Source organism: Schumannella luteola (assembly GCF_013408685.1).
In the GTDB taxonomy this organism is placed as follows: domain Bacteria; phylum Actinomycetota; class Actinomycetes; order Actinomycetales; family Microbacteriaceae; genus Schumannella; species Schumannella luteola.
The window spans coordinates 3,224,412-3,238,263 of record NZ_JACBZY010000001.1; the positions used below are offsets into that span (position 1 = coordinate 3,224,412).

General features: G+C 72.3%; 12 protein-coding genes. 5 read left to right on the top strand and 7 right to left on the bottom strand.

Going from position 1 to position 13,852, the window contains the following annotated elements; genetic code table 11:
• Window positions 1-50: 50 nt before the first annotated feature.
• Window positions 51-824: a type I methionyl aminopeptidase gene (gene map, locus BJ979_RS14700; protein ID WP_179569026.1), complete on the bottom strand. Its 774-nt coding sequence runs from the start codon at window positions 822-824 to the stop codon at window positions 51-53.
• Between the two features lie 59 nt (window positions 825-883).
• Here map and BJ979_RS14705 point away from each other — a divergent pair, with 59 nt between their 5' ends.
• Entirely contained in the window at window positions 884-1,177 is a 294-nt protein-coding gene (locus BJ979_RS14705) for a helix-turn-helix transcriptional regulator (protein ID WP_179569028.1), read from the top strand.
• Window positions 1,178-1,217: 40 nt separating this feature from the next.
• Window positions 1,218-1,700, top strand: a complete 483-nt coding sequence (locus BJ979_RS14710) for a GNAT family N-acetyltransferase (RefSeq protein WP_179569030.1) — start codon at window positions 1,218-1,220, stop codon at window positions 1,698-1,700.
• A gap of 36 nt (window positions 1,701-1,736) precedes the next feature.
• Here the strand turns inward: BJ979_RS14710 and BJ979_RS14715 are convergent, their stop codons facing one another.
• Both BJ979_RS14715 and BJ979_RS14720 read right to left on the bottom strand, forming a co-directional pair.
• Entirely contained in the window at window positions 1,737-2,339 is a 603-nt protein-coding gene (locus BJ979_RS14715; protein ID WP_179569032.1) for a histidine phosphatase family protein, read from the bottom strand.
• 23 nt (window positions 2,340-2,362) lie between these two features.
• Window positions 2,363-3,727 (bottom strand): M16 family metallopeptidase, encoded by a 1,365-nt coding sequence (locus tag BJ979_RS14720; protein WP_179569034.1) that lies wholly within the window; start codon window positions 3,725-3,727, stop codon window positions 2,363-2,365.
• A 425-nt stretch (window positions 3,728-4,152) separates the two neighbouring features.
• Between BJ979_RS14720 and BJ979_RS14725 the strand changes: the two genes are divergently transcribed.
• Window positions 4,153-4,740, top strand: coding sequence for a TetR family transcriptional regulator (locus tag BJ979_RS14725; RefSeq protein WP_179569036.1), 588 nt, complete (start codon window positions 4,153-4,155; stop codon window positions 4,738-4,740).
• A 154-nt stretch (window positions 4,741-4,894) separates the two neighbouring features.
• On the opposite strand, the gene BJ979_RS14730 is transcribed toward BJ979_RS14725, so the two are convergent.
• Window positions 4,895-6,037: an aldo/keto reductase gene (locus tag BJ979_RS14730; RefSeq protein ID WP_179569038.1), complete on the bottom strand. Its 1,143-nt coding sequence runs from the start codon at window positions 6,035-6,037 to the stop codon at window positions 4,895-4,897.
• Window positions 6,038-6,309: 272 nt separating this feature from the next.
• On the opposite strand from BJ979_RS14730, the gene BJ979_RS14735 reads away from it, so the two are divergent.
• On the top strand, window positions 6,310-6,840 hold the full coding sequence (locus BJ979_RS14735) for a YbhB/YbcL family Raf kinase inhibitor-like protein (protein ID WP_179569040.1): 531 nt from the start codon (window positions 6,310-6,312) through the stop codon (window positions 6,838-6,840).
• 115 nt (window positions 6,841-6,955) lie between these two features.
• Here BJ979_RS14735 and BJ979_RS14740 read toward each other — a convergent pair whose 3' ends face one another.
• Window positions 6,956-9,253, bottom strand: a complete 2,298-nt coding sequence (locus tag BJ979_RS14740; protein ID WP_179569042.1) for a polyribonucleotide nucleotidyltransferase — start codon at window positions 9,251-9,253, stop codon at window positions 6,956-6,958.
• Between the two features lie 296 nt (window positions 9,254-9,549).
• Here BJ979_RS14740 and BJ979_RS14745 point away from each other — a divergent pair, with 296 nt between their 5' ends.
• On the top strand, window positions 9,550-10,221 hold the full coding sequence (locus BJ979_RS14745; RefSeq protein ID WP_179569044.1) for a DUF4333 domain-containing protein: 672 nt from the start codon (window positions 9,550-9,552) through the stop codon (window positions 10,219-10,221).
• A gap of 119 nt (window positions 10,222-10,340) precedes the next feature.
• Here the strand turns inward: BJ979_RS14745 and BJ979_RS14750 are convergent, their stop codons facing one another.
• Window positions 10,341-11,711: a UDP-glucose dehydrogenase family protein gene (locus tag BJ979_RS14750; RefSeq protein WP_179569046.1), complete on the bottom strand. Its 1,371-nt coding sequence runs from the start codon at window positions 11,709-11,711 to the stop codon at window positions 10,341-10,343.
• 70 nt (window positions 11,712-11,781) lie between these two features.
• Window positions 11,782-13,755 (bottom strand): glycosyltransferase, encoded by a 1,974-nt coding sequence (locus BJ979_RS14755; protein ID WP_343046723.1) that lies wholly within the window; start codon window positions 13,753-13,755, stop codon window positions 11,782-11,784.
• Window positions 13,756-13,852 lie beyond the last annotated feature (97 nt).

Genomic DNA, 13,852 nt, shown 5'->3' on the forward strand with positions numbered 1-13,852 from the left:
TGCGGCGACGGCATCCGTGTTCGAGCCGGATCGGAGCGGGACGACCGCGCTCAGCGCGACGGCAGCGTGAGGATCTCGGCGCCCGATTCGGTGATCGCGATCGTGTGCTCGGTGTGGGCCGTGCGGCACCCGGTCGAGCTGCGCAGGGTCCAGCCGTCGGCATCTGTCACCAGCACGTCCGTGTCGGCCATGACCCAGGGCTCGAGCGCGAGCAGGAGTCCGGGGCGCAGGCGGTAGCCGCGGCCGGGTCGGCCGTCGTTGGCGACGTGCGGGTCGCCGTGCATGGTCGAGCCGATGCCGTGCCCGCCGAACTCGAGGTTGATCGGGTAGCCCTCGGCGCCGAGCACCTGGCCGATCGCGTGCGAGAGGTCGCCCGTGCGCACGTCGGGGCCGGCGATCGCGATCGCGGCGGCGAGCGCGCGCTGGGTGACGTCGATGAGCGCGAGGTCCTCGGCGCGGGCCGACTCCCCCACGACGAAGCTGATCGCGGCGTCGGCGGCGATGCCGTCGAGCAGCACCGCGAGGTCGAGGGTGAGCAGGTCGCCGTCGACGAGGGCGTAGTCGTGCGGCATGCCGTGCAGCACGGCATCGTTGACGGCGGTGCAGACGTAGTGACCGAAGGGGCCGTTGCCGAAGGAGGGCGCGTAGTCGACGTAGCAGGACTCGGCACCCGCGTCGATGATGAGTTGCCGCGTGATCTCGTCGAGCTCGAGCAGGTTCGTGCCGACGAGGCTCTTCGTTTTGAGGGTCTGCAGGATATCGCCGACGAGGGCGCCCGTCGCGCGCGCCTTGTCGACCTCGGCCGGGGTCAGGATCTCGATCACGGGATAACTATACCGGTCATAAAGTACCGGCCAGACAATACCGGGACTATCATCGGGCCATGGTCCGACTGCCGCTCACCCCCGCCGAACTCGAGCGCGGGGAGCGACTCGGGTCGCTGCTGCGCTCGGCCCGCGGCGATCGCTCGCCCCTCGCCGTGGCTCTCGACGCCGGCATCTCGCCCGAGACGCTGCGCAAGATCGAGACCGGCCGCATCGCGACCCCCGCCTTCCCCACGATCGCCGCCCTCGCGGAGGTGCTCGGCCTCTCGCTCGACGCGGTGTGGGCCGAGGTCACGGCCGGCGAGCACCGCACCGCCGGGGCCCGAGTCGCCGCGCATCCCGTCGCGATCTGACGCGGCGCGCGGGGTGCCCCGCGCGTTCTAGCCTGGGATCGTGACCGACTTCCGCGAGACCGCCGTCGACTCCCCCGACGCCCAGACGCTGCTCACCGAGTACTTCACCGGACGCGAGAAGAGCTTCCCCTCAGCCCAGGGCACGTACCAGGTCAACCTGCCCGACCCGGCGGTGTTCCGCGGCGATCGCGGCCTGTTCCTCGTCGTGGCCGACGGCGACGAGCTGCTGGGATGCGGCGGCATCCGTCGCATCGACGACGGCCCGCTCGGGGCGCGCTGGGAGATCAAGCACCTCTATGTGCGCGAGGCCGCGCGCGGTCGCCGGCTCGGTCGCGGCATCCTCGAGGAGCTCGAGCGCAGGGCGGCGGAGCACGGCGCCGCCGAGCTCGTGCTCGACACGAACGACAGCCTCGAAGCGGCCGGCGGCCTGTACCGCAGCTCGGGCTACGTCACCGTCGAGCCCTACAACGACAACCCCAACGCGACGACCTGGTACGCGAAGCCGGTCGCGCCGGTCGCCTGAGCCCCGGTCCGGCAGCTCCAGCTCAGTTGCTCCGGATCAGTAGGGCTGGTCGACGGGGAGGCCCGTGCGCAGCTCGGCCGGCAGGTGCCCGAGGTCGTTGTGCGTGAGCAGCACCGGGGGCTTCGCCGAGCGGACGCGGATGATCGTGAGGCCGCAGTTCGCCTGGTTCACACCCATCCAGCGCCACGGCGCCGCGCCGAAGGCGTGCGCCACGAAGGCCGCGATGACGAAGTTGTGGGTGATGAGCAGCTCGTGGCGGTCGTCGCGCGAGGGGGTCATCCACTCCGAGAAGGCATCCGACATCTGCGCCTCGCCCGCGTCGATCTCCTCGGGGGTGACGCCGCCGAAGAACGACTCGAAGCTGTGCGGCATGTCGGGCGACGGGCCGGCGGGGATGCAGTCCATGAGCAGCGCCGAGGGCTCCGCCTCGAGCGAGGGCAGCCGCTCGGTCATGATCTTCGCGGTCTCCTGCGCGCGCTGCAGCGGGGAGGTGAAGGCCGCGTCGAAGGGGACGCCGCCGAGGCGCTCGGCGATCGCGCGCGCCTGGCGCACGCCGCGCGGGCTCAGCGGGCCGTCGGGCAGGCCGAACTCGGCGTCACGCTGCTCGCCATGGCGCACGAGGTAGAGGAAACGGGACACGGGAGCTCCTGGGTTCGTGGGGGTCACGCGGCGGAGGGCTCGTCGCTGAGCCCGGCGATGCCGGTGAAGTCGTTCTCGGTGACGGCGCCGACGGCCGCGAGGCTGAGCGGACGCTCGGCCAGGTCGGCGGCGAGGCGCTCCACGTCGGCGAGCTCGACCGCGTCGAGGCGGCGCAGGCTCTCGTCGAGGTCGAGGAACTCACCGGTGCCGAGCTCGCTGCGGCCGAGCCGGCTCATGCGGGTGTCGCTGTCTTCGAGGGCGAGCGCCGCGCCGCCGGCCATCTGGCCGCGGGCGCGCGTCAGCTCCTCGGCGGTGATGCCGTCGCTCGCGATCGCGCGCAGCTGACCGAGCATGAGGTCGACGACCTCCGGGGCATTGCGCGGGGCGCAGCCGGCGTAGAGGCCGAAGACGCCGGCGTCCGAGTAGGCCGAGGCGTAGGAGTAGACCGAATAGGCGAGTCCGCGCTTCTCGCGGATCTCCTGGAAGAGACGCGACGACATCCCGCCGCCCAGCACCGCATTGAGCACGCCGAGCTCGCTGCGGCGATCGTCGGAGCCGTTGATGCCGGTCGTGCCGACGTAGAGATTGACCTGCTCGAGCGGACGGTCGACGACCACGAGCGAGCTGCCGCGCTCGATGAGGGCGGATGCGAAGGGGCGGCGCGCAGCGGGCGCCGCGGCGGCGTCGAGATCCCAGCCGGCCGCGCGGAGCCCGCGCTCGACCCAGCCCACGAGGGCGTCGTGATCGACGGCGCCGGCCACCGTGATGACGAGCTCGCTCGGCGAGTAGTGGCGGCGGTAGTGCTGCCAGACGGCGTCGCGACCGACCGCGCGGATCGACTCGGGGCTGCCGCCGATCGGGCGCCCCAGCGGGTGCGCGCCGAGCACCGCCTCGACGAAGCGCTCGCCCGCGACATCGCCCGGGTCGTCGTCGGCCATCGCCAGCTCTTCGAGGATGACGCCGCGCTCGCTCTCGAACTCCTCGGCATCCAGCACGCTCGAGGTCACCATGTCGGCGAGCACGGTCACGGCCATCTCGAGGTCGAGGTCGCGCACCTTCGCGTAGTAGCAGGTGTGCTCCTTCGCGGTGAGGGCGTTGTTCTCGCCGCCGACCGCGTCGAAGGCGACCGCGATGTCGAGCGCGCTGCGCTCGGCCGTGCCCTTGAAGAGCAGGTGCTCGAGGAAGTGCGTGGAGCCGAATCCACCCGTGGTCTCGTCGCGCGATCCGACGGCGACCCAGTAGCCGACGGTGGCGCTCTGCGCACCGGGCACGCTCTCGCTGAGGATGCGCACTCCGCTCGGGAGCACGGAGCGCCGCACCCGCGAGCCGCCGGCGGCGGTCACGTCGAGTTCGGGCAGATCGAGCGGGAGGCGGACAGCTCTGTTCATGGCCCGACGAGCCTACGTCACGCCTCCGTCACGAGCCTCGGGGCGAGCCCGGGAAGCCGGAGGGGCCCGGATCGGCGACCCGACGCCGTGGATTCCGGGCGCCCGGGAGCGGAGGCGTGCTCCGATCGCGGTCGAGCGCGACCCCCGAACTGGGGTCGGATCATAGCGGACAGACAGACACGTCTGTCTGTCCGCATCACGTACACTCGAGCGCACGGACCGGCGGAGCGGGTCCCGTCACACCGGCCGAGGCGAGCCGGGGTCGTCCCCTCGACCCGGAGCAGTACGCCAGTCCCGATCGGCCGGACGGGAGCGCTCCGCCGACGTCCGCGAACTGGTCGCGACCGGCTCACCCGAGGTCGAGCGCGACACACCCGTCAGGATCAGGAGTGGCCGGCAACCGCGGCCCGTCAGAAGGAACGCCCGTGCCGATCACCTCCCCGCTCACCGCGAGCACCCGGCCCATCGCCCCGGCCAAGCTGCGCATCCTGCAGACCGCCGACACCCTGTTCACGTCGGAGGGCATCCGCAACGTCGGCATCGACCGCCTCATCGGCGAGTCGAAGGTGACCAAGGCGACCTTCTACAAGCACTACGGCTCGAAGGACCGCCTGATCCTCGACTACCTCGGCTACCGCCACGAGCTCGAGAACGGCCGCATCGACGAGCGCGCCGCCGGCAGCGCCGAGGGCGTCGTGCGCGCCGTCGTCGAGCTGGCGATCAGCGACATCGAGGGCGACGGCTTCCGCGGCGACCCCTTCACGAACGCCGCCGCCGAGTTCCCCGAGCCCGGCCACCCGGCCCGCGCGATCGTGCGCGAGCACCGCGAGCTGCTCGCCGAGCGTCTCGACGACGCGCTGCGCGAGCTCGGCCACCCGATGGCCGGCGAAGCGGCCGACGACCTCGTGCTCGCTCGCGACGGCGCCCTCAGCGGCGCGTTCTCGGGTGACGCGATCGCGGCGAAGAGCGCACTGCAGCGCAGCCTCGACCGCACCCTCGCCGCCGCGAGCTGACGACTCCCGCGCCGGCGGAGAGGCGAACGCACAGCCCGCCGGTGCGGTGACCTTCTTCGATGCAGCGCGCTCACCCGCGCGATCGCACACGAGACCCCGAGCGGAGCTGGAGCCGCTCGGGGTCTCGCACGTGCGGGCGGATGACGCCGACGGCTCAGAAGCCCTCGCTGGCGCGGTCGAGACGCTCGACCTGCTGACGGGTCAGCGCCAGGGTCGCCGCCTGGGTCAGGTCGAACACCTGCTCGGGTGAGCTCGCCGAGACCACCGGGGCCGTCACGAGCGGCTTCGAGAGCAGCCAGGCGAGCGCGACCGTCGCGGGGGCCGCATCCCGTTCGCGCCCGATGTCGCGCAGCGTGTTGACCACGCGGGCGGCGCTGCGCGAGAAGAACTGAGCGAGACTGCGGCCGCGGGATCCGGCAGGCAGGTCGCGACGACCGCGGTACTTGCCGCTGAGCGCGCCGCCGGCGAGCGGGAAGCGCGGCATCATCGCGAGCCCCTGCTGGGCCGCCACGGGGGCGATGTCGCGCTCGAACTCACGCCGGAACAGCAGGCTGTACTGGTTCTGCACCGCGATCATCGGCGCGACGCCGAGGTGAGCGCAGGCGACGCGCGCCAGGAACAGCCGCTCGCCCGTGTGGTCGGAGCCGCCGAACCAGCGCACCTTGCCGGCGCGGATCAGGTCGTCGACCGCGAGCAGGGTCTCGTCGAACTCCACCTCGGGGTCGTCGATGTGCAGGTAGAGCAGGTCGATGCGGTCGGTCTGCAGGCGCCGCAGCGAGGCCTCGACGGCGGCCGTGACGGAACGACCGGAGAGCCCGGGGTGCTCGTCGCTCTTGCCGACCTTCGTCGCGAGCACCATGTCGTCGCGCGCGCCGCGGTCGCGCATCCACCGGCCGATCATCGTCTCGCTGCGCCCCGCGGCGTAGGAGTCGGCCGTGTCGAGGAAGTTGCCGCCCTGAGCGCGGTAGACGTCGAGGATGCCGTCGACGATAGGGCCGTCGGCGGTCCAGCCGAAGACGTTGCCGCTGAGCGCGACCGGGAAGACGCGGAGGTCGGAGATGCCGACCCGGCGACGGCGCGGGGCGAGATCGCCGTAGACGGTCGCGGTCTGGGCGGTGGTAGGCGCGAGACGCGGAGCGATCGCCAGTTCGCCGGTGAGCTCGTCGAGGGTGGTGCCGGAGGCGCGGGATGCGGCGGGCGGCGCAGTCGCACCGCTCGCGGATGCCGCGGCACCCGACAGCGCTGTCGGCGCAGGTCGAGCCGGCGCGGGGACTCCGCGGTCCGACTCGTCGCTCATGCGCCTCTCCCCTGGCTCGCGAGCCGGGAACGTGCCGGTGCGCACGACCCGATTGCGATGCAGGCTATCGCCGGCCTCCGACACGCCGCCGACCGGCGCGCTGAATCGTTACCGATCCTCGACCTTCGAGCCGGTTCGACGCCGCTCGACGCCGCGAATCCGACTGTTCGCCGACATCCGTCGTCATCATCCGGCACGCCGCTCGCCCTCCGCCCTAGCCTGACGACGCGCGGCTCGACGGCCGCCGCGATCGAGACGAGAGAGGACCGCCCATGGCGAACGACCCGAACTGGCGACTGCCCGAGGTTCCGAGCTTCGAGCTCACCAGCACCGACTTCGAGCCCGGCGGGGCGCTGCCGACCAGCGCTCGATCGGCGATCTTCGGCGCGGGCGGCGACGACCGCTCCCCCGCTCTCGCCTGGAGCGGCGCGCCCGAGGGCACCCGGAGCTTCGTGCTCACCGTCTACGACCCCGACGCCCCGACGGGCAGCGGCTTCTGGCACTGGTCGGTGCGCGACATCCCCGGCGACGCGGCGTCCCTTCCGGGCGACGCCGGCAACCCGGATGCGGCGCTGCTGCCCGCCGGCGTCGTCACCGGGCCGAACGAGGCCGGCCTGCAGCGCTTCCTCGGCGCCGCGCCGCCCTCGGGGCATGGCGAGCACCGCTATTTCTTCACGCTCACGGCGCTCGACGTGCCGACCCTCGAGGTGGATGCCGCGGCGACGCCGGCGATCATCGGCTTCACGATGCTCGGGCACGTGCTCGGCCGGGCGCAGCTGATCGGCACCACGATCACCGAGTAGCCGCCGGTCACGGCCGGCCGCGAACGCCGGCCGCGGACGCCGAAGGGCCCGACCCCGCTGAAGCGGAGCCGGGCCCTTCGTCAGTGGATCAGCAGATCCGGGGCGATCCGGAGGATCAGCCCTCGGCCGGAGCCTCGGGGCCGTCCGAGGCGGCGGCGCCGCCCTCGGTGTCGCCGCCCTCAGTCTCCTCGACCACCGGGGCGAGCGAGAGCTTGCCGCGGTCGTCGATCTTGGTGATCTCGACCTGGATCTTCTGGCCGACGCCGAGGACGTCCTCGACGTTCTCGACGCGCTTGCCGCCGGCGAGCTTGCGCACCTCGCTGATGTGCAGCAGGCCGTCCTTGCCCGGGAGCAGCGAGACGAAGGCGCCGAAGGCGGCGATCTTGACGACCGTGCCCAGGTAGCGCTCGCCGATCTCGGGCTGCAGCGGGTTGCCGATCGCGAGGACCTGCGCGCGGGCCGCCTCGGCCGAGGGGCCGTCGACCGCGCCGATGTAGACGGTGCCGTCCTCCTCGATGGAGATGTCGGCGCCGGTCTCGTCCTGGATCGCGTTGATCGTCTTGCCCTTGGGGCCGATCAGCTCGCCGATCTTGTCCACCGGGATGTTGACGCTGATCACGCGGGGCGCGGTCGGAGCCATCTCGTCGGGGGCGTCGATCGCCTGGTTGATGACCGCGAGGATCGCCGTGCGGGCCTCCTTGGCCTGCTTCAGCGCGCCATCCAGCACCGACGACGGGATGCCGTCGAGCTTGGTGTCGAGCTGGATCGCGGTGACGAACTCGCTCGTTCCGGCGACCTTGAAGTCCATGTCGCCGAGGGCATCCTCGGCGCCCAGGATGTCGGTCAGCGCCGCGTAGCGGGTCTCGCCGTCGACCTCGTCGGAGACGAGGCCCATCGCGATGCCGGCGACGGGGGCGCGCAGCGGCACACCCGCGTTGAGCAGCGACAGGGTCGAGGCGCAGACGGAGCCCATCGACGTCGAGCCGTTGGAGCCGAGAGCCTCGGACACCTGGCGGATCGCGTAGGGGAACTCCTCGCGGCTCGGCAGCACCGGCACGAGGGCGCGCTCGGCGAGGAAGCCGTGCCCGATCTCGCGACGCTTCGGCGAACCCACGCGGCCGGTCTCACCGGTCGAGTAGGGCGGGAAGTTGTAGTGGTGCAGGTAGCGCTTCTTGGTGACGGGCGACAGCGAGTCGATCTGCTGCTCCATCTTGAGCATGTTCAGCGTGGTGACGCCCAGGATCTGGGTCTCGCCGCGCTGGAAGATCGCCGAGCCGTGCACGCGCGGGATGACCTGCACCTCGGCGTCGAGCGCGCGGATGTCGCTCAGGCCGCGGCCGTCGATGCGCACGCCGTCCTTGAGGATGCGGCCGCGCACGATCTTCTTGGTGACCGACTTGTAGGCGGCGCTGACCTGGCCATTGGCGTCGGCCGGCAGCTCGCCCGCCTCGACCTTGGCGGCGACGGTCGCCTTGACGCGGTCCTTGAGGGCGTCGTCGGCGTTCTGACGCTCGAGCTTGTCGGCGATCTGGTAGATGCCGACGAGCTCGTCGTAGGCCTCGCCCGCGACGACGTCGTAGGTGGCCTGGTCGTAGGCGAGGAAGACCGGGTAGTCCTGGATCTCCTTCGCCGACTGGGCGGCGAGCTCGGCCTGAGCCTTGACGAGCTGCTTGAGGAAGGGCTTCGAGGCCTCGAGGCCCTGGGCCACGATGGCCTCGTCGGGCTTCGTGGCGCCGGCGCGGATGAGCTCCCAGCTGCCCTCGGTCGCCTCGGCCTCGACCATCATGATGGCGATGTCCTCGGTGCCGTCGGCGTTGGTGACCAGGCGGCCTGCGACGGTCAGGTCGAAGACGGCCTCGGCCAGCTGCGAGTGCTTCGGGAAGGCGACCCACTGGTCCGCTCCGCCGTTCGAGCCGGGGATGAGGGCCAGGCGGATGCCGGCGATCGGCCCGCTGAACGGCAGACCCGAGATCTGGGTCGAGGCCGAGGCGGCGTTGATGGCGAGGGCGTCGTAGAACTCGTCCGGCGCGATGCTGAGCACGGTGATGACGATCTGCACCTCGTTGCGCAGGCCGTCGACGAACGACGGGCGCAGCGGCCGGTCGATCAGACGGCAGACGAGGATCGCCTCGGTCGAGGGGCGGCCCTCGCGGCGGAAGAACGAGCCGGGGATCTTGCCGGCGGCGTACGAGCGCTCTTCGACATCCACCGTCAGCGGGAAGAAGTCGAAGCCCTCGCGGGGGTGCTTGCCGGCGCTGGTGGCGCTGAGCAGCATGGTGTCCTCGTCGAGGTACGCGGCGACCGCGCCCTGCGACTGCTGGGCCAGACGGCCGGTCTCGAAGCGGACGGTGCGCTTTCCGAAGCGGCCGTTGTCGAGCACCGCCTCGGCGAACTTGATCTCGGGACCCTCCATGGGTCTCTCCTTTGCTTTCCGCGATGCGCGCGGAATACCTCCAGGAGCGTGAGGCGGGAAGAACGCCGGCACGCGCGACAGCGCGTCAGGGCCGGGCGTGGCTCTGGCCAACAGTAGAAGCGCTCCGAGCCTCAGATGCTCGGAAGACCACCACCGGTGACCAGCTTCGCGCCGGTCTGCTCCGATTGTGTGATCACCGGACGGTGACCGAGGGAAGACTAGCAGGCGCGGGTTTCCGGGGCTCGGCGACAGGCCCTAGGGTTATTGCTGACAGCCCCTCACGAATGGATCCGCCCATGCGCCTGCGCCCGCTGCCCATGGCCGTCTCGGCTCTCGCCTCCGCCGCTCTCGTCGTCACGACGCTGGCGGGATGCTCGTTCAGCGCGAGCGCGAGCCTCACCGTGAGCGGCGAGCAGGTGGCGAAAGCCGCCGCCGACGCCCTGGAGACGAAGCTGCCCTCCCGCCCGGAGGTCGACTGCGGCGACGACCAGGTCAAGCTCGTCGACGGCACGGAGGTCGACTGCACCTACGTCGACCCGGCGACGAAGAAGACGGTGGATGCGGTCGTCACGATCAGCGACGTGAACGGCACCAAGTACAGCGTGAACGTGAAGTCGGCGGGCGCCCAGGGCGGCAGCGGCGACGATGACAGCAGCGGCGACGACGCCTCAGCCTCCGACGACGACTCGGGTGCGCCGGGCGACGGCTCGACCCTGCAGGTGACCCCCGCCGAGGTCGGCGTGGCGGCAGCGGGTTCGCTGGCGAAGCAGTACGGCGAGACCCCGAAGATGGTCTACACCGGCGGCAACGGCGACGACCAGGCCCCGATCTCGATCTCGGTCGGCACGACCATCAAGTACCTGGTGCAGCTCACCTTGTCGGGCAAGACCGGCATCGGCACGGTCACCATCACCGAGATCACGGGCTCGAACTACAAGCTCGACGTCAAGGTCGTCGAGAACAAGTAGGTCGTCGAGAACAAGTAGGTCGTCGAGAACAGGCGGGTCGTCGGCGGCTCGCCCGACACGGCCGCGCCCGATCGAGCGATCTCGTCCCGCTCGATCGGGTTCGGCGGTGTCGTGCGCCGTCAGGCGACGAGCGCGCCCACCGGCTGCTCGTGGCGGCCGAGGCCGCGGTAGTCCCAACCGGCGGCCCGCCAGGCGGCCGGGTCGAGGCAGTTGCGCGCATCCAGCACCAGCCGTGCCGGGGTGGTCGCGGCGAGCGCCGCCGGGTCGAGCTCGCGGTACTCGCGCCACTCGGTGAGCACCAGCACCGCATCCGCGCCGACGACGGCCTCGTCCGCCGTGTCGACGCACGTGAGCTCGGGGCGGGCGATGCGCACCTTCGGCACCGCGTGCGGATCGTGGGCGACGACCTCGGCGCCGAGCAGCGCGAGCTCGGTCGCGACCGAGAGCGCGGGAGAGTCGCGGATGTCGTCGGAGTCGGGCTTGAAGGCGAGCCCGAGCACCGCGATGCGGCGGCCGCGCAGATCGCCGCCCCCATCGACCGACGTCGCCGCGCCGGGCTGTGAGCTCAACGCGGTACGCAGCAGTTCGACCGCGCGGTGCCGCCGCCCGAGGTTGATGCGGTCGGCTTCGCGCAGCAGCGAGCCGATCGCATCCTCGCCGAGCTCCGCCGCGCGGGCCCCGAAGGCGCGGATGTCCTTCGGCAGGCAGCCTCCGCCGAAGCCCAGACCGGCGCCGAGGAAGCGGCGGCCGATGCGGGCGTCGTGACCGATCGCATCCGCGAGCAGGTTCACGTCGGCGCCCGTCGCCGCGCACACGTCTGCGACGGCGTTGATGAACGAGATCTTGAGGGCGAGGAAGGCGTTCGCGCTGACCTTGACCAGCTCGGCGGTCTCGCGGTCGGCGACGATGCGCGGTACTCCGGTGGCGAGCTGCGGGGCGTAGACCTCATCGAGCAGCACACGGGCGCGCTCGGCCGACTCCGGCTCGTCGCCGACGCCGTAGACGAGGCGATCGGGGCGCAGGGTGTCGTCGATCGCGTGCCCCTCGCGCAGGAACTCGGGGTTCCAGACGAGCTCGGCGCGGCCCGCGAGCAGCGGAGCGAGACGGCGTGCGGTGCCGACGGGCACCGTCGACTTGCCGACGACGAGCGCACCGGGAGCGAGGTGCGGGGCGAGCGAGCGCAGCGCCGCCTCGACGTAGCCGAGGTCCGCCTCGTCGCCGCCGAGCCGCTGCGGGGTGTTGACGGCGACGAAGTGCACCTGCGCCGTGGCGGCGTCGGCGATCTCGGTGCTGAAGCGCAGGCGGCCCGCGCTCATCCCCTCGCTCAGCAGCTGCTCGAGGCCGGGCTCGTGGAAGGGCACGCGCCCCTCGCGCAGCGCGCCGAGGCGCACCGGGTCGACGTCGATGCCGATCACGTCGTGGCCCTGCGAGGCCATGGCGGCGGCGTGCACCGCGCCGAGGTAGCCGCAGCCGATGACGGAGATGCGCATGGGGTGCCTTTCGAGAGCGTGTCGGTGGGGTGTCGAGTCGCTGGTCGGCGGATCGCTGGTCGGTCGAGCGTCAGTCGGGGATCTCTGAGGCACCGCTCGCGGTGAGCTGCACCGCCTCGGCGTGCTTGGCGACGAGGCCGTCGCCGGCGCGGCGGCCGCGCACACGACGCCCCGCCCACGGCGCCGCGTGCTGCAGCAGCCAGCGCGCGGTCGGCAGGCGCTCCCCCGGCGCGTCGGCGTCGGCGCCGACGTGCACCGCCGCGTCCAGGGCCTCGAACTGCTCGGCTCCGGGGATGCCGAGGGCGGCCGCAGCGCGGTAGCAGAGGGTGCGGTGCCCGATGGAGCTGAGGTGCACGCGGTCGGCGGCCCAATCACCCGCATCGGCGAAGGCGCCCGTGCTCGCCACGTCGAGGAACCGCGCGCCGGCCGCCTCGCACTGCAGCGCGAGCTCACGGTTGAAGCGGCGGAACCGGGTGCGCAGCGGCCCGAGCCCGCGGTACGGCGGGGCGAAGACACCGACGACGAGCACGTCGGCGCCGGTGTCGCGCAGGTCGCGGATGCCGGCCCCGAGTCGCCGGGCCAAGGCGATCGGGTCGGCGCCGAGCCGCACCAGGTCGTTCGCCCCGACGAGCACGCTCACCAGGTCGGGCTCGAGGGCGATCGCGCGCGGGATCTGCTCGTCGATGACCTCCTGGATGCGCTTGCTGCGCACGGCGAGGTTGGCGTAGTCGAGCGTGCGCACGCCGGGTGCGGTCGACGACGTCGCGTGATCGCCGCTCGCGAGCAGCGAGGCGAGGCGGTCGGCCCAGCCGCGCCACTGCCCGGCAGCCTGGCGCGACGCGTCGCAGAGTCCCTCGGTGAGCGAGTCGCCGAGGGCGACGTAGCGAGCCCACCGCCGGTTCGGCACCCGGCTCGGCACGACCGCGCCGCGCTGCTCGCGCACGTCGTCGTAGTGCTCGAGCAGCTCGTCGCCGAGGCGCTCCCAGGTGCGGGCCGCGACCGAGGCGCGCGCCGCATCCGCGAAGGCCCGCCGCTTGGCGGCGTCGCCGGTCAGGTCGGCGACGCGCACGCGCAGGTCGCCGAGGTCGCCCGGCTTGTAGAGCCAGCCGGTGCGACTGGACTGCACCAGGTCGAGCGGCCCGCCGCGTCCGGTCGCGACGACCGGCACCCCGCTGGCGAGCGCCTCCTGCACCGTCTGGCAGAAGGTCTCGTGCTCGCCCGGGTGCACGAAGACGTCGAAGGAGGCGACCGTGCGCGCGAGGTCGTCACCCGAGCGGAATCCCAGGAACACCGCCTCGGGCAGGGCCCTCTCCAGCAGCGCGCGGCTCGGGCCGTCGCCGACGATCACGAGGCGGATGCCCGGCATCCCCTGCAGAGCCGCCAGATCCTCGACCTGTTTCTCGGGCGCGAGTCGGCCGACGTAGCCGACGAGCAGCTCGCCGTCCGGTGCGAGCTCGCGCCGCAGTCGCTCGTCACGCCGATGCGGGGCGAAGAGCTCGCCGTCGACGCCGCGCGCCCACAGCTTCACGCGCTCGACGCCGAGCGCCTCGAGTCCGGCGATCGCCGCCGATGAGGGGGCGAGCGTCAGGTCGGCGGCGTTGTGCAGTTTCGCGAGGTGCCGTTCGAGCAGACCCTCGGTCGCCGGCAAGCCGTACTTGGCGGCGTAGCCGGGGATGTCGGTCTGGTAGATCGCGACGCTCGGCACGCCGAGGGCCTCGGCGGCGCGCAGCCCCTGCCAGCCGAGCACGAAGGGCGCCGCGAGATGCAGCACGTCGGGCTTGAAGTCGGCGAGCGCCGCCGTCAGCGTGCGCGTCGCGGCCAGGGCGACCCGCACCTCCGGGTAGCCCGGCCACGGCAGCGAGCGGTAGCCGGTGAAGCCGGCGCCGTGCAGGCGACCGGTCTCGAGCGGCGTGCGCCCCGGACCCGGGGCGAGCACGAGCGCCTCATGGCCTCGTGCCTCGAGGTGCTTCAGCACCCGCAGCATCGAATTGGTGACCCCGTTCATCTGGGGCAGGAACGATTCGGCGACCAGCGCGACCCTCACGGCTCCCAGAGTCGCGGACGACACGCGATGCCCATGACCGATCGGGGCGCGATCACCCAGGCTTCGCCTGATGGATGCCGTCGTGACCCCGGCGCGA

Coding starts and splice junctions, on each gene's coding strand:
- BJ979_RS14730 (WP_179569038.1), bottom strand. CDS start 6,037: ATGAGCGACGAGTCGGACCGCGGAGTCCCCGCGCCGGCTCGACCTGCG.
- BJ979_RS14735 (WP_179569040.1), top strand. CDS start 6,310: ATGGCGAACGACCCGAACTGGCGACTGCCCGAGGTTCCGAGCTTCGAG.
- BJ979_RS14705 (WP_179569028.1), top strand. CDS start 884: ATGGTCCGACTGCCGCTCACCCCCGCCGAACTCGAGCGCGGGGAGCGA.
- BJ979_RS14745 (WP_179569044.1), top strand. CDS start 9,550: ATGCGCCTGCGCCCGCTGCCCATGGCCGTCTCGGCTCTCGCCTCCGCC.
- BJ979_RS14750 (WP_179569046.1), bottom strand. CDS start 11,711: ATGCGCATCTCCGTCATCGGCTGCGGCTACCTCGGCGCGGTGCACGCC.
- BJ979_RS14720 (WP_179569034.1), bottom strand. CDS start 3,727: ATGAACAGAGCTGTCCGCCTCCCGCTCGATCTGCCCGAACTCGACGTG.
- BJ979_RS14740 (WP_179569042.1), bottom strand. CDS start 9,253: ATGGAGGGTCCCGAGATCAAGTTCGCCGAGGCGGTGCTCGACAACGGC.